13 protein-coding genes are annotated in these 15,238 nt (G+C 73.5%); 5 read left to right on the forward strand and 8 right to left on the reverse strand.

Going from position 1 to position 15,238, the window contains the following annotated elements; translation table 11 throughout:
• Positions 1 to 10 precede the first annotated feature (10 nt).
• Positions 11 to 1,276, reverse strand: a complete 1,266-nt coding sequence (locus KPL60_RS12610; RefSeq protein WP_226365921.1) for an SRPBCC family protein — start codon at positions 1,274 to 1,276, stop codon at positions 11 to 13.
• Positions 1,269 to 2,159, reverse strand: coding sequence for a hypothetical protein (locus KPL60_RS12615; RefSeq protein WP_226365922.1), 891 nt, complete (start codon positions 2,157 to 2,159; stop codon positions 1,269 to 1,271). Before KPL60_RS12615 ends, KPL60_RS12610 begins: the two co-directional genes overlap by 8 nt.
• A gap of 483 nt (positions 2,160 to 2,642) precedes the next feature.
• On the opposite strand from KPL60_RS12615, the gene KPL60_RS12620 reads away from it, so the two are divergent.
• From KPL60_RS12620 to KPL60_RS12630, 3 genes are read left to right on the forward strand one after another with little or no spacing between them, the layout of a single operon-like run.
• Positions 2,643 to 3,503 carry an AraC family transcriptional regulator gene (locus KPL60_RS12620; RefSeq protein WP_226365923.1) on the forward strand — a complete coding sequence of 287 codons (861 nt, stop codon included), beginning with the start codon at positions 2,643 to 2,645 and terminating at the stop codon, positions 3,501 to 3,503.
• Positions 3,500 to 3,886 (forward strand): VOC family protein, encoded by a 387-nt coding sequence (locus tag KPL60_RS12625; protein ID WP_226365924.1) that lies wholly within the window; start codon positions 3,500 to 3,502, stop codon positions 3,884 to 3,886. Before KPL60_RS12620 ends, KPL60_RS12625 begins: the two co-directional genes overlap by 4 nt.
• A gap of 3 nt (positions 3,887 to 3,889) precedes the next feature.
• Positions 3,890 to 4,351: a tRNA (cytidine(34)-2'-O)-methyltransferase gene (locus KPL60_RS12630; protein WP_208819473.1), complete on the forward strand. Its 462-nt coding sequence runs from the start codon at positions 3,890 to 3,892 to the stop codon at positions 4,349 to 4,351.
• Here KPL60_RS12630 and KPL60_RS12635 read toward each other — a convergent pair.
• On the reverse strand, positions 4,344 to 5,204 hold the full coding sequence (locus tag KPL60_RS12635; RefSeq protein WP_226365925.1) for a winged helix-turn-helix domain-containing protein: 861 nt from the start codon (positions 5,202 to 5,204) through the stop codon (positions 4,344 to 4,346). The genes KPL60_RS12630 and KPL60_RS12635 overlap by 8 nt on opposite strands.
• Positions 5,205 to 5,298: 94 nt before the next feature.
• Here KPL60_RS12635 and KPL60_RS12640 point away from each other — a divergent pair, with 94 nt between their 5' ends.
• Positions 5,299 to 6,450 carry an FAD-dependent monooxygenase gene (locus KPL60_RS12640; RefSeq protein WP_226365926.1) on the forward strand — a complete coding sequence of 384 codons (1,152 nt, stop codon included), beginning with the start codon at positions 5,299 to 5,301 and terminating at the stop codon, positions 6,448 to 6,450.
• Positions 6,451 to 6,465: 15 nt separating this feature from the next.
• Here KPL60_RS12640 and KPL60_RS12645 read toward each other — a convergent pair whose 3' ends face one another.
• The 5 genes from KPL60_RS12645 to KPL60_RS12665 all read right to left on the reverse strand — a co-directional run bounded on the left by KPL60_RS12645 (position 6,466) and on the right by KPL60_RS12665 (position 13,718).
• Positions 6,466 to 7,341, reverse strand: a complete 876-nt coding sequence (locus tag KPL60_RS12645) for a YceI family protein (RefSeq protein WP_226365927.1) — start codon at positions 7,339 to 7,341, stop codon at positions 6,466 to 6,468.
• 172 nt (positions 7,342 to 7,513) lie between these two features.
• Complete coding sequence (locus tag KPL60_RS12650) at positions 7,514 to 10,105, reverse strand: DNA translocase FtsK (RefSeq protein ID WP_226365928.1); 2,592 nt, start codon at positions 10,103 to 10,105, stop codon at positions 7,514 to 7,516.
• Positions 10,106 to 10,184: 79 nt separating this feature from the next.
• Entirely contained in the window at positions 10,185 to 11,873 is a 1,689-nt protein-coding gene (locus KPL60_RS12655) for a ribonuclease J (protein WP_208819522.1), read from the reverse strand.
• 147 nt (positions 11,874 to 12,020) lie between these two features.
• The gene (gene dapA, locus KPL60_RS12660) at positions 12,021 to 13,052 is read right to left on the reverse strand and encodes a 4-hydroxy-tetrahydrodipicolinate synthase (RefSeq protein ID WP_226355826.1); all 1,032 of its coding nucleotides are present in this window, start codon (positions 13,050 to 13,052) and stop codon (positions 12,021 to 12,023) included.
• 39 nt (positions 13,053 to 13,091) lie between these two features.
• Positions 13,092 to 13,718, reverse strand: a complete 627-nt coding sequence (locus KPL60_RS12665) for a TIGR03085 family metal-binding protein (RefSeq protein ID WP_208819483.1) — start codon at positions 13,716 to 13,718, stop codon at positions 13,092 to 13,094.
• Positions 13,719 to 13,885: 167 nt separating this feature from the next.
• Between KPL60_RS12665 and KPL60_RS12670 the strand changes: the two genes are divergently transcribed.
• Positions 13,886 to 15,199, forward strand: coding sequence for an MFS transporter (locus KPL60_RS12670; RefSeq protein ID WP_226355825.1), 1,314 nt, complete (start codon positions 13,886 to 13,888; stop codon positions 15,197 to 15,199).
• Positions 15,200 to 15,238 lie beyond the last annotated feature (39 nt).

The raw sequence follows: 15,238 nt of genomic DNA on the forward strand, positions 1-15,238 counted from the left end.
CCGGGCCGGGTCAGGCACGTGAGCCCGCCGTGCGACGGCGACGGCTCCCGGCCCGTCGGCCGCCGTCCTCCTCCGGCTCGGGCTCCTCGGCCTCGGCGTCCTCCGGCTCGGCGTCCTCGTACTCGGCGTCGTCGTACTCCGGGTCGGGGTCGTCGGCCGGTTCCTCGTCCGCGGCCTCGTCCTCGGCGTCGAGGTCGTCCTCGGCGAGGTCCTCCTCCGCGTGGTCGTCGTCCTCGGCCGGTTCCTCCTCGGCGAGGTCGTCGTCCTCCGCGAGGTCGTCGTCGGCGAGGTCGTCCTCGGCGAGGTCGTCCCCGGCCTCGTCGTCCTCGTCGTACTCGGCGTCCTCGTAGTCGTCGTCGTACTCGGCGTCCTCGTCGTCGTACTCGGCCTCGCGCTCCTCCTCGAGCCCCTCCTCGTGGGTCTTGACGACCTCGCTGTCGCGGATCTCCCCGCGCCAGCCCTCCAGCTCCTCGCGGTTGAGCAGGGTCTCGACCATCACGTGCCGGCCGTAGTGCTTGAACTCCAGCCGGGCCCGGCGGCCGACGGCGCGCCAGATGTTGCCGGTCTTCTCGAACAGGCCGACCGGGTAGTACTCGAGGATCAGCACGACGCGGGTCAGGTTCGGCGCGAGTTCGTGGAACGACACGCACCCGTTGGCATAACCCTTGGCACCCTGCGAGCGCCAGATGATGTGGGTGTCCGGAATCTGCTCGATGATCGTCGCGCTCCAGGTGCGCTTCGACCAGAACACCTGGGCCTTCCAGTTCGTCTTCTCGTCGGACTCCTGGTCGACCGACTGCACCTTCTTCATGAAGGTCGAGAAGTCCGCGAACTGCGTCCACTGGTCGTAGGCGACCCGCACCGGGACACCGACGTCGAGGTGCTCGACGATGTTCATGAACTTGAACTTGCCGCGGCCCCCGCCGGAACCACCGCCGCCGGCGCCGCCCTCGGAGTCCTCGGACCCGTCGTCGCCACCGCCGAGCCCGACGGCCCCCATCACCTTGTCCTTGACGGCCGAGAACCCGCCCTTCACCGCGTTCGTCACCGGATTGCCCCCCTCCTCCGAGCTGCCCCCGCCGAGTGCGGCGCCCAGGCCCGTCCCGCCGTTCTCGGCGACGCCCGTCAGCCGCTCGGTGAGTCCCTCCACCTGGTTCATCGCGGCGCCGACCGCACGGTCGGCGGCGGCCTTCAACAGCAGCTGCCCGGCCTGTTTGAGGCGGTCGGTGGGCAGCTGGTCCAGCACCGAGGTGCTGCCGTTCTGCTCCTCAGCCATCGGCCCGCGCCTCCGACTTCTTCGTCGCACGCCCGCCCGAGCGCGGCGCCCGGCCGTTGCGCGAGCCGCCCTTGCCCGACGAGCCCGAGGACGACTCGGAGTTGCGGCCCGAGGAGGACCGCGCGGTCCGCCGGGCCGGGGCCGCGCGGCCCTCGGAGTCGGAGTCCGCGCCGTCCGACGACGACCGGCTCGACGATCCCGCACGTCCCGACGACGATCCCGAGGCCGACGACCGTCCGGTCCGCCGGCGCGGGGGGTCCTCGGAGTCGGCATCCGCCGACCGCGGACGGCGCGCCTTGGACGTCGTGCCCGCGACCGCGCGGCCCGCTCCCCGCGTCGCCGACCCGGCCGCGCGGGTGGTGCCCTTCGCGGCCCGGCCGACCACCGGGGCCTCCCCGGCGGCGTCGCCGACGGCGTCGGTCGTGTCCCCGACGGCGTCGGTCGCGCCCTCCGCGGTGTCCCCGGCGGCACCGGCGGCCGCACCGGCACCCTCGACGGCCGCACCGGCCGCGTCACCGGTCTTCTCCACGCCCGCGCCGGCGGCGTCACCGGCGGCGCCGGCGACCTGCTCGACCGGCTTGCCGAGGTTCTCGACCCGCTCGACGAGCGAGTTGGTCAGCGCCTCGAGCCGGTTGCCGGCCGCGGACACCGCGGCCTGTTTGCCCGCCTCGAACAGCCGGCCGCGCACGGCGTCGGACAGCCGGGTCAGCTCCGGCGACCCCGCCACCACCTTCGACGCCTGCGACACGATTCCGGCAGGCGTCAGATTCAGTTTCCGCCCGGCGAGCGCACCCCCGAGCATGATCGCCAGCTTGGCCTTTTTCGTTCTTCCCAGCACATAGCCGCCGACGACGGCCATTCCGATCTTGGAGGCGTTACTCATGACCCCGTCCCTCTCCATTGAGCGATTACCGGACAGCACTCCGGAACGCCCCGCGTTCCCCACCCTGAATCGGAACCATGACACACCACGAACCGATCTGCCTCCCCCGACGAATACGGACCGGGAGATCCCGCAATTCCGATCTTGCCCACCCGGTGACTATTCGATCACCAGGGAGATCGAATAGACGTGGGATCGATTAAGGAAATGTTTCATCCGAACGGAGCGATTGGGCGACGACCGCCCTAAGATCCATTCTGTGAAGGGCCCTGTCCGCTACGGCGGACGGCCGTGTGCGACAACCGCTCACTTTTCGGCCCCGCGGCCGTTCTCAGGATCGCCGGGTATCCCCGGCGGACCCCCGTCGACCGTTCGACGAACGACCGCGGAACACCCGGCGGCGCGGGCGCGTCCGGGCGTCGCCGACGATCGTCCGTTCCGGACTCCCGGCCTCCCCGTCCCGGCGGCGCTACCCTGGCCCGCATGTCCGACGGGGCCCGACGCTGGCGTCCCTCCGCCCGCCTGCGCCCGCTCGTGTCCGGGATCTGGTGCTGGTCCTCCCCCGCGGGCCCGGCAGGGACGCACCAGGGCGTGTCGAGCGCCCACCTGACCGTCGTGCTCTGCCTGGACGGTGCGATCGACCTGCTCGCCGCACCGGACCCGCGACGCGGCCCGGGCCGGTTCACCGCCTCGGCGGCCGGCCTGCACGCCGCACCGGCGGTGCTCGCGACCGGCACCCGGCAGGCCGGGATGCAGCTGGAGATGACCTGGCGCGGCGCCCGCACGCTGCTCGGGCTGCCCGCCGGCGAGCTGGCCGGCGACGTCGTCGACCTCGCGCTGCTCCTCCCCGGCCTGGACACCCTGCTGGACCGGCTGCGCGCCGAGCCGGGGTGGGCCGGGCGCTGCGCGCTGCTCGACGCCGCGCTGTGCGCCGTCGCCGACGCCCGGGACCGTCCGGGCGACCCGCCGCCGGAGGTGGTGCGCGCCTGGGAGCTGCTGGCCCGCAGCGGCGGGACCGCGCGCGTCGCCGACGTCGCCGGGGAGGTCGGCTGGTCGCAGCGCCACCTCGGTGAGCGGCTGCGGCGCGAGACCGGGCTCGCGACGAAGGCCGCGGCACGGGTCATCCGGTTCGAGCGGGCGTGCACGCTGCTGCGCCGCCCGTCGGCTCCCCCGCTCGCCGAGCTGGCCGCGATCTGCGGCTACGCCGACCAGCAGCACCTGGCCCGCGACTTCCGCGACCTCGCGGGCACCACCGCGTCGACCTGGCGGGCCGAGCGGGTCCGGCCGGCGGCTCCGATTCGTCCACGACCGCGGCGCCCGGCCCCGGCACCCTCGTACCCATGAGCGACCTGCCCGGCCTCTGGCCCAGCCTGTCCAGCCCCGACCCGCGCGCCCTGGTCACGTTCCTGACCTCGGCACTGGACTTCACCGAGCGCGCTGTCCACACCGGCGACGACGGCGCGATCGTCCACGCCGAGCTGGTGCGCACCGGGTCCACCGGTGCCCCCGGCGGCGTGATGCTCGGCCCCGCCCACGACGGGTGCCGCCCACCCGGCGGCGCGGCCGTCCACCTCGTCTGCGACGACCCGGACGCCCTGTTCGCCCGCGCCGTCGCGGCCGGCGCCACCGTGGTGCACGCACCCTTCGACGCCGACTACGGCAGCCGCCTGTTCGAGGTCGCCGACCCGGACGGCAACCACTGGAGCGGGGGCACCTGGTACGAGTAGCGCGTGGTCCGCCTCGCCCTGCACACCCCGGAGATCCCGCCGAACACCGGCAACGCGATCCGGCTCGCCGCGAACACCGGCGCCGAGCTGCACCTGGTCCGGCCGCTCGGCTTCTCCCTCGACGAGCGCTCGGTGCGCCGGGCCGGGCTCGACTACGCCGACCTCGCCGAGGTCGTCGTGCACGACGACACGGCCGCGTTCGCCGGCTGGGTGCGCGCCGCGGGGGCGCGGGTGTTCGCGTTCGTGCCGGGCGCGCCGGTCCGCTACACCGACGTCGCCTACTCCGACGGGGACGTGCTGCTGTTCGGCCGCGAGTCGACCGGGCTGCCGCCGGAGGTGGCGGGCGCGGACTGGGTGACGGGCACGGTGGCGCTGCCCATGCGGCCGTCGAACCGCTCGCTGAACCTGGCCAACGCCGCCGCCGTCGCTGTCTACGAGGCGTGGCGACAGCAGGGGTTCAGCTGATCCCGTCGAGGAACCGGGCGATCCCGGTGTCGAGGACCCGCTGCAGGTCGTAGGGGTGGTCCCCGATCCGGCGCAGCGCGGGCCCGCCGTGGCGGCGCAGCGCGGTGCGCAGCCCGGGGTCGTGGTCGGCCCAGGTGTCGGCGTCGACGCCGGTGTCGGCCTGCGCCTCCTGCTCCGCGGCCAGGGTCAGCGCCATCCCCCGCACGAACCCGGTCAGCGCCAGGTGCAGGTCGAACCGCTCCACCGGGTCGGCGACGACCTCCTCCAGCGCGGCCAGCTCGAACTCGGCGAAGCGCAGCAGCGACGGCAGCGCCTGCGGACGGGACAGCGACAGCACCCGCGCGAGCCACGGGTGCCGCCGGTGCACCCGCCACTGCGCGTGCACCGCTCCCTCCAGCCGGGCCCGCCACGGCCCGTCGGCCGGGGGCAGCACCAGCTCGGCGAACACCGCCTCGAGCATCGCGAGCAGCAGCTCGTCGCGGCTGCGCACCAGCCGGTACAGCGACATCGTCGGCACGCCGAACGCACCGGCGAGGCGGCGCATGGACAGTGCGGCCAGGCCCTCGTCGTCGGCGATGGCGGTCGCGGTCCGCACCAGCCGGTCCGTGTCCGGCGGCGCGGCCGGGCCCGGGTGTCCCGCCGGCCCGGCGACGACGGACCCGACCCGGGCCGTCGTGTGCAGCAACCCCTCCTCGCGCAGCCGGGTCAGCGCCCGGGCGGCGGTGGACATCGCGACGCCGTACTCGGCCACCAGCGCGCGCACCGACGGCGCGCGGTCCCCGGGGCGCAGGTCGCCCGCCTCGATGCGGGCGCGCACCGCGGCCGCGACCCGGTCCGTCGGCGACCCGTCCACCGCACCTCCCTGTACCACCTGTACCGCTACAGGCCACGCGTCGTCCCAGCTCGCGGGGTCATCGTGGCCTCGTACACCGTACCGAGGAGGACGCATGACCGACATCCTGATCAGCGGGGCCGGCATCGCCGGGGCGACGCTCGCGTGGTGGCTGCGGCGGCACGGGTTCCGGCCCGTTGTCGTCGAGTCGGCGCCGGGACCGCGGCCCGGCGGGCAGGCCGTCGACGTCCGGGGGCCCGCGCTGACCGTCGTCGACCGGATGGGGCTCGGAGCCGAGCTGCGGGCCGCCCGCACCGCGATGGACGGCATGTCCCTGGTCGACGAGGACGGCACCGAGGTCTTCCGCAGCACCGAGGTGACGCTCACCGGCGGGCCGGTCGCGAGCGACGACGTCGAGATCCTCCGCGACGACCTCGCCGCCCTGCTCACCGGCGCGCTCGACGGCGTCGAGCACCGGTGGGGCGACCGGGTCGTCGCGCTCGACCCGGACCCGGCGGGCGGTGCCCGGGTCCGCTTCGCGTCCGGCACCGAGGAGCACTACGACGTCGTGGTGGGCGCCGACGGCCAGCACTCCGGCGTCCGGCGCCTGGTCCTGGGCCCCGACGACGACGGCCGGCTGGTCCCGCTCGGCCAGCACGTCGCCGTGTTCACCCTGCCCAACACCTTCGGGCTGAGCCGCTGGCAGGTGTTCCTGCAGCGCCCCGACACGATGGCCGGGCTCTACACCGCGCACGACGACACCGAGGTCCGGGTGATGCTCGGCTTCTCCGACCCGGACGCCGGCTACCACCACCGCGACCTCGGGGCGCAGCGCGCCCTGGTGGCGCGGCACTTCGCCGGCGGGGGCTGGTGGCTGCCCGAGCTGCTCGCCGGGATGGCCCGCGCCGAGGACCTGTACCTCACCCCGGTCACCCAGGTGCGGCTGCCGGTCTGGTCGCGCGGTCCGGTCGCGCTCGTCGGCGACGCCGCCTGGTGCCCCACGCTGCTGTCCGGCCAGGGCACGACGCTGGCCGTGGTCGGCGCCTACGTGCTGGCCGGGGAGCTCGCGCGCGCCGGCGGCGACCCCGGGCCGGCGGCCGCCGCCCACGAGCGGCGGATGCGCGGCTGGGTGGAGGCGAACCAGGAGCTGGCGCTGACCAACGCCGCACGGGTCCGGGAGCTGACCGCTCCGGACGCCGCCGCTCCCGGGCTCGCCGAGCACTGGGCCGCGACCGCCGCGACGGCCCTCACGCTCCCGGAGTACTGAGCACTCCGCCGGAGGTCAGGACTGCCGGATCGCCTGCACGTCGAGCTGGATCTGGATCGTCGACCCGACCACGGGCAGGCCCTTGGCGATGGTCTGCTGCCAGTTGAGCGTGTAGTGCTCGCGGTGCAGCTGGGTGGTGGCGATCGCGCCGACCCGGTCACCGTTCCACTCCGCGGCGCCCAGGAACGTGGTGTCCAGCGAGACGTCGCTGGTCAGGCCGTGCAGCGTGAGGTCGCCGTCCACGGTCCACCGGTTCCCGCCGTGCGCGACGAAGCGCACGCTGGAGAAGCGCAGGTCGGGGAAGCGTTCGACGTCGAGGAAGTCGGCCGAGCGCAGGTGCGTGTCCCGGGCGGCGACGTTGGTGTCGACGCTGGCCGCGTCGATCACGACGTCCACCGAGGACTCCTCGAACGGCTCGGCGATCCGGATCTGCCCCTGGAACCGGTTGAACCGGCCGTACACCTTGGACATGCCGATGTGCCGGGCGACGAAGCGCACCGAGCTGTGGTCGCCGTCGATCACGAAGACGCCGGGGCGCGGCGGGCGCAGCGCCGGGTCCTCGCCGAGGACGATGTGGCCCATGTCGGCGTGCTCGCCCCAGGACACCTCGACGACGTCGGTGACCTGCTGGTAGCCGCCCGCCTCGACGCGCACCCGGTAGCGGCCGGGCATCAGCGACGCGGCGAACCGGCCGAACGGGTCGGTCTCGACGTGCACCGCGCGCCGGTCGGCGGGGTCCATCACCGACACCTCGGTACCGGCCAGGGCACCGCCCTGCTGGTCGCGGACCTGGCCGGACAGCACGCCGCCGGTCAGCGGAATCGGGACGAGCGCGTGCCGGTCGGTGGTGCCCCGCGCCGGGCGACGACGGTCCTTCTTCCTCCAGAACACCAGCCAGAACCTCCTCTGCCCGGCGACGACGGGCAGCACGACGTGCGGTCGCCGGCCGGCGACCCCTGGTCACTCTGGCACGAACGTGACCGTCCCGTTAACCCGCCGGCCCGAAAAGTCGATCACCGACGGTGTCGGGATCATCACCGCCCCACGACCGTCACCCGCGGCGTCACTCGTCGTCGTCGGCGACCTCGCCGCCGTCGGCGGTCCCGCCGCCGCGGATCAGGAAGAGCGCACCCTCCAGCTCGTCCGGCTTGACCAGCACGTCGCGGGCCTTCGAGCCCTCCGAGGGGCCGACGATGTTGCGGGTCTCGAGCAGGTCCATCAGCCGGCCCGCCTTCGCGAACCCGACCCGCAGCTTGCGCTGCAGCATCGAGGTCGACCCGAACTGCGAGGTGACGATCAGCTCGGTGGCCTGCAGCAGCAGGTCGAGGTCGTCGCCGATGTCGGCGTCGATCTCCTTCTTCTCGCCGGCCTTCTGCGCGGTGACGCCCTCGGTGTAGCTGGGCTCGGCCTGCTCCTTGGTGAACGCGACGACCTTGGAGATCTCGTCGTCGTCGACGAAGGCGCCCTGCATGCGGACCGGCTTGCCGGCGCCCATCGGCAGGTAGAGCGCGTCGCCCATGCCGATCAGCTTCTCCGCGCCCGGCTGGTCGAGGATGACCCGCGAGTCGGTCAGCGACGACGTCGCGAACGCCAGGCGGCTCGGCACGTTGGTCTTGATCAGACCGGTGACGACGTCCACCGACGGCCGCTGGGTCGCCAGGATCAGGTGGATCCCGGCCGCACGCGCCTTCTGGGTGATCCGGACGATCGCGTCCTCGACGTCGCGCGGCGCGGTCATCATGAGGTCGGCGAGCTCGTCGACGATGCACATGATGTACGGGTAGGGCCGGTACACCCGCTCGGACCCGGGCGGGGCGGTGATCTCCCCGGTGCGGACCTTGCGGTTGAAGTCGTCGACGTGGCGGACCCGGTTGGCCTGCATGTCCTGGTAGCGCTGCTCCATCTCCTCCACCAGCCAGGACAGCGCCGCGGCGGCCTTCTTCGGCTGGGTGATGATGGGCGTGATCAGGTGCGGGATGCCCTCGTAGGGCGTCAGCTCGACCATCTTCGGGTCGATGAGGATCATCCGGACCTCGTCCGGCGTGGCCCGCGTCAGCAGCGACACCAGCATCGAGTTGACGAAGCTGGACTTACCGGAACCGGTGGAGCCCGCGACCAGTAGGTGCGGCATCTTCGCCAGGTTCGCGACGAGGTAGTGGCCCTCGATGTCCTTGCCCAGGCCGATGCCCATCGGGTGCTGCTCGGCGCGGGCGTTGCCCGAGCGCAGGACGTCGCCGAGGCGGACCATCTCGCGGTCGGTGTTGGGGACCTCGATGCCGACCGCGGACTTGCCGGGGATCGGCGCGAGCAGCCGCACGTTGTCGTTGGCGACGGCGTAGGCGAGGTTCCGCTGCAGCTGGGTGATCTTCTCGACCTTCACCGCCGGGCCGAGCTCGATCTCGTAGCGGGTGACCGTCGGGCCGCGGGTGAAGCCGGTGACCTGGGCGTCGACGTTGAACTGGTCGAGGACCCCGGTGATCGCCTCGATCATCGCGTCGTTGGCGGAGCTGCGGGACTTCGGCGGCGGCCCGGACTCCAGGGTGTCAGCCGGCGGCAGGATGTACTCGGTGTCGGACTGCGGCTCGCGGATCGCCATCGAGAGCTGCTCGCCCTCGAGCGGCTCGTCGGCGACCTGCGGGGTCTCGACGACGGGCTTGCGCGGCTTCTTCGCCGGCGGTGCGGCCGCGGCGGGGACGGCGGCGGGCACCTCCTCGTCCGGGACGCCGGGCAGCGACGGGTCCACCGGGGCCGGGGCGTGCTCGCCCTCCTCCGTCCGGAACGCGTCGGCCTCCGCGGCCCCCTGCCTGCGCCGCGACGGGCGCCGCTTCCTCGGTGCCTCCTCGGCGTCCCCGGCCTGCCCCTCCCGCTCGGCGACGGCGTCGGCCACCGTGCGCGGGCGGCCCGCACCGGTGTCCTCCTCGTCGTCCTGCTCGGGCGGCAGCTGCCCGGTGAGCCTGCGGAAACGGTCCGGCAGCTCCCGCACCGGGATGCCGGTGACCAGCAGGACCGAGTACAGCGTCAGCAGGACGAGAACGGGGACGGCCGTCCACAGGCTGAGCCCGGCCTTCAGCGGGGTCCCCGCGACGTAGCCGAGCGCGCCGCCGGCGCCGCGCCAGGCGTCGGGCTCGGCGGGCGCTCCGGCACCCAGGTGCACCAGCCCGAGCACGCCGAGGGCGAGCAGCAGGCTGCCGGTCACGATCCGCGGCCGGGCCTCCGGGTGCCCCTCGGTGGTGACCAGCACGATGCCGACGCCCAGCAGGATCGCCGGCAGCGCCACGCCGGCCTGGCCCATCACCGCCTGCACGAGGAAGGTGAACCAGTAGCCGACCGAGCCGCCCGCCTGCCACCACAGCCCGGCGGCGGCGATGACGGCGAGCACGAGCATGCCGAAGCCGATGCCGTCGCGGCGGTGCGCGGGGTCGATCTCGCGGGTGCGCCCGACCGCGCGCCCGGAGGCGCGGACGGTCTTCGCCACGCCCCGGCCGACCGCGTCGATCCCGCGGTCGACCAGGTCCGGGCCCTGGCGCCGGGCCGGCGGCCTGCGGCCTGCCGACGGGCGCTTGCGGGCGGTGGACGCGCGCGAGCCCGACCGCCCCGAGCCGCGGCCCGCGGCCGCAGTCGTGGTGGTCCTGCCCGTGCCCGTGCGTCCCGCCATGTCACACACGGTAGCCCGGTTCGGTGATCGAACCGGGGACCGACGCGGGTGTGGAGGGGTCGACGACCCCTCCACACACTCAGACGGCGATGACCGTGGGGACGATCATGGGGCGGCGGCGGTAGGTGTCCGACACCCAGCGGCCGACGACGCGCCGCACGCCCTGGGCGATCCGGTGCGGGTCGGTGACGTTCTCGTTCTCCAGCCGGGACAGCTCGTCCTCGACCAGCGACTGGGCGGCGTCGAGCGCCTTTGGGTCGTCGGAGAACCCGCGCCCGGACAGCGTCGGACGCGACAGCGCGCGGCCGGTCTTGTGGTCGATCGCCACGTTGATCGCGATGAAGCCGCCCTCGCCGAGCGCGATGCGGTCACCGAGAGTGGTCTCGCCCACGTCGCCGACCGACAGCCCGTCGACGTAGACCTGCCCGACCTCGACCCGGCCGGTGATCGCCGCGCGGCCGTCGACGAGGTCGACGACCACGCCGTTCTCCGCGATGACCACCGACTCCTCGGGCACCCCCGTGCGACGCGCGAGCGCGGCGTTGGCCCGCAGGTGGCGCCACTCCCCGTGCACCGGCATGACGTTCGACGGGCGCACCGCGTTGTAGAGGAACAGCAGCTCGCCGGCCGGGGCGTGCCCGGAGACGTGCACCTTGGCGTTGCCCTGGTGCACGACGGTGGCGCCGAGCCGGGTCAGCCCGTTGATCACGCCGAACACGGCGGTCTCGTTGCCCGGGATCAGCGAGCTGGCCAGGATGATCGTGTCGTCCGGGCGGATCGTGATGCTGCGGTGGTCCCCGCGCGCCATCCGGGACAGCGCGGCGAGGGGCTCGCCCTGCGACCCGGTGGAGACGAGCACCAGCTTCTCGTCGGGCAGGCGCATCGCCTCGTCGATGTCGACGAGCAGCCCGTCGGGGATGTTCAGCAGCGAGTGGTCGTCGGCCAGGCCCATGTTGCGGACCATCGAGCGCCCGGTCAGGCACACCTTGCGGCCGTGCGCGTGCGCGGCGTCGAGCACCTGCTGGACGCGGTGCACGTGGCTGGCGAAGCAGGCCAGGATGATCCGCGACGGCGCCCGGCGGACCAGGTCGGAGATGACCGGCCCGATGTCGGCCTCGGGGGTGACGAAGCCCGGCACCTCGGCGTTGGTGGAGTCGACCAGGAACAGGTCGACGCCCTCCTCGCCCAGCCGGGAGAACCCGCCCAGGTCGGTGAGGCGCCCGTCGAGCGGGAGCTGGTCGAGCTTGATGTCACCGGTGTGCAGCAGCAACCCGGCGGGCGTGCGGATCGCGACGGCGACGGCGTCGGGGATCGAGTGGTTGACCGCGAAGTACTCGCAGTCCCACCCGCCGTGGGAGACCCGGTCGCCCTCCTTGATCTCCTGCAGGTGCGGGGTCAGGCGGTGTTCCTTGCACTTGGCCGCGACCAGGGCGAGCGTGAACCGGGACCCGACGACGGGGATGTCCGGGCGCATCCGCAGCAGCCACGGCACGGCACCGATGTGGTCCTCGTGGCCGTGGGTCAGCACGAGCGCGTCGATGTCGTCGAGGCGGTCCTCGATGGTCCGGAAGTCGGGCAGGATCAGGTCGATGCCCGGCTCGGAGTCGGACGGGAACAGCACGCCGCAGTCGACGACGAGCAGCCGGCCCTCGTACTCGAAGACGGTCATGTTGCGACCGACCTCGCCGATGCCGCCGAGCGCGTAGACGCGCAGGCCGCCCCGCGCGAGGGCGGGTGGCGGGGCGTCCGGGAGCTCCGGGCGCTCGATGTTCTCCGGCGGCGCGGAGAGCGTCCGGCCGGGCCGGTTGCGTCGGTCGTTGCGCTGGGGACTCACAGGGGTTCGTGCCTCACATGGGTTCGTGTTCTCTGGTTCGTGTTCTCGGGGCCCGCTCGGGTGCGGAGCCGGCGCTCCTGCTCAGGTGCGGTGGTACGCGACCTCGGCGCCGATGTCGGCTGCGGTGCGTCCGCCCAGGGCGCCGTGGCCGGGCTGGTAGGCGGGGGCGTTCGGGCGGGCCTGCGGGTCCAGCGCCACCCCGGCGACGGCGAGGTCGCCGGCGATCGCCGCGACCTGCTCCTCGGTGGCGGGCGGCAGCGGCAGCCGGGTGTCGCCGACGTCGATGCCGCGCAGCCGCAAAGCGGTCTTGGCGAACACCGCGCCGCCGACCCGGCCCATCCCGCGGATCACCGGGAGCATCGCGTAGTGCAGCGCACGGGCCCGCTGGTGCTCACCGGCGTGGTAGGCGTCGATCATGGCGCGCAGCCGGTCGGCGACGACGTGGCCGATCACGCTGACGAAGCCGACCGCCCCGACCGAGAGCCACGGCAGGTTCACCGGGTCGTCGCCGGAGTAGTAGGCGAGCGTGGTGGTGGCCAGCACCTCGGTGCCGACGCGCAGGTCGTTGCGGGCGTCCTTCACCGCGACGATGCGGGGGTTCTGCGCCAGGCGCTGGAAGGTCTCGACGTCGATCCCGATCACGCTGCGCGGCGGGATGTCGTAGAGCATCACCGGCAGGTCACCCGCGTCGGCGACGGCGGTGAAGTGCGCGAGCAGGCCCTCCTGCGGCGGCCGCGAGTAGTACGGCGTGACCACGAGCAGTCCGTGCGCACCGGCGCGCTCCGCGCTGCGGGCCAGCTCGATCGAGTGCGCGGTGTCGTAGGTGCCCGCCCCGGCGACGACCGTCGCCCGGTCCCCCACCGCGGACACGACCGCGCGGATCAGCTCGGACTTCTCGGTGTCCGAGGTGGTCGGGCCCTCACCGGTGGTGCCGTTGACGACCAGCCCGTCGTTGCCGAGGTCGACCAGGTGGTTCGCCAGCTCCTCGGCCTTCGCCAGGTCCAGCTCACCGTCGGCGTCGAACGGCGTGACCATCGCGGTCAGCACCTCGCCGAACGGTCGGCGCGGCGGGTGCTGCTGGCCGCCGGGGGCGGAGTCGGGACCGGTGCTCATGACTGGTGACGGTACCGCCGGAGGACCGACGCTTCCCGGTCACATCCCGGACGGGGCGCCGCGGTAGGCCTCCACGTCGGCGGGCAGACCGGTCACCTCGACCCGCGCGGCGTCCCGGCCGAAGGCGTGCAGCACCAGCTCGGCGGGCTCACCGGTCACCGTGACCACGCCGAACCCGGTCGCGACGACCTGGGTCGCGCCCTCCGGACGGGCCAGCACCAGGCCGACCGGGCTGCGCCGGAACAGCAGCTTCGCCTGGTTCGCGAGCAGGTTCCACAGCTGCCCGTCGCGCTCCGGGTCCGACGGGCGGGGCTCCCAGCCGGGCTCCCCGCGGCGCAGGTCCTCGTGGTGGACGAAGAACTCCGCGCCGTTGGCGATCTCGTCGACCTTGCCCACCTTGAACGGCGACCACGCGGGCGGGCCCTTGCGCAGGTCGTCGATCATGTTCGGCCAGGCCGCCGACGCGTAGCCGTCCATCGCCTTGTCGGTCATGCCCGACAGTGCGGGCACCACGATCCCCGCGGCGTTCCACGGCTGCCGCTCGCGCACCAGCAGGTGGGTGAGCAGGTCGCGGGCGTTCCAGCCCTCGCAGAGGGTCGGGCGGTCGGGTCCGGAACGTTCGAACTCGGCACACAGGGCGGCACGTTCGGCGGTCGCGAGGCTCACCTCGCCCAACGTAGTGCCGCCCGCCACCGGCCGCACTGCCGCGACGAACGGTCGACAGACGGTCGACGGAACGCACGTGTTTTGTAGCTAGTGATACAGATCTCATCCGCCGGTGTCCCGATACTCCGATCCGTCCCACTCATCGCTTCTCGACGGGGAGAACACACGTGACGAACGCTGCCACCACGCAGCCGCCGCGGTCGATGCGCCGGATCGCGCTCGCGAGCATGACCGGCACGGTCATCGAGTTCTACGACTTCTTCATCTACGGGACCGCCGCGGCCCTGGTGTTCAACAAGGTCTTCTTCCCCGAGCTCGGGGCGGCGGCCGGTACCGCGCTCGCGCTGGCCACCTTCGGCGTGGCATTCGTCGCGCGGCCGTTCGGGTCGGTGCTGTTCGGCCACTTCGGCGACCGGCTCGGCCGCAAGGGCACGCTGGTCACCACGCTGCTGCTGATGGGCTTCTCGACGCTCGCGATCGGCCTGCTGCCCACCACCGGGATGATCGGTGTCCTGGCGCCGATCCTGCTCGTGGTGCTGCGCATCCTGCAGGGCCTCGCCGTCGGCGGCGAGTGGGCCGGGGCGACCCTGCTCACCGCGGAGAACGCGCCGACGAAGGCCCGCGGCAAGTACGCGCTGTTCCCCCAGCTCGGCCCGTCGGTGGCGTTCGCGCTGGCGTCGGCGACCTTCCTGGTCACCGCGCTGACCATGAGCAACGAGGCGTTCCTGGCCTGGGGCTGGCGCATCCCGTTCATCGGGTCGGTGCTGCTCGTCGCGGTCGGGCTCTACGTGCGGCTCGCCCTGGAGGAGACGGCCACGTTCAAGAACAGCGGCCCGGTCTCGACGAAGCTCCCCATCACCGAGGTCTTCACCAGCCGTCCGGCCGCGGTGTTCCTCGGCGCCGGCTCGACGACCGCGGTGTTCGCCTTCTTCTACATCGGCGTCACCTACCTGACCAGCTACGGCACCCAGCAGCTGGAGCTGCCGCGGCCGTCGGTGCTGGCCATGGGCATCGTCGGCGGCATCGTCTTCGCGCTGACGACGATCGCCTCGGCGATCCTGTCCGACCGGGTCGGGCGCCGGAAGATGGTCGTCGGCGGCAACATCGCCTCGGTCGTCGCCGGGCTCGTCGCGTTCCCGATCATCGACATCGGGACGGTGTGGTCGTTCGGGCTGGGCCTGTCGCTGGTGCTCGGCGTCGTCGGCATCGCCTACGGCCCGATCGGCGCCCAGCTGCCGGAGCTGTTCCCGACCCGGTTCCGCTACACCGGCGCCGGGATCGCCTACAACCTCGCCGGCGTCTTCGGCGGCGGCGTGGTCCCGCTGTTCGCCGCGGCGCTGGCCGCGTCGACGCTGGGCAGCCTCGGCATCGGCCTGCTGCTCTCGGCGGTCTCGCTGATCAGCCTGCTCTGCACGCTGGCCCTGCCGCAGACCGACGCGGACTCCCTCGCCGAGCAGGACGCACAGCTCGCGGCCGTCTGACCGGCCACCGGGGCGGCCCGTCCGGGCGGGCCGTCCCGC

It is taken from the genome of Pseudonocardia sp. ICBG162 (genome assembly GCF_020496225.1).
GTDB classification, from domain to species: domain Bacteria; phylum Actinomycetota; class Actinomycetes; order Mycobacteriales; family Pseudonocardiaceae; genus Pseudonocardia; species Pseudonocardia alni.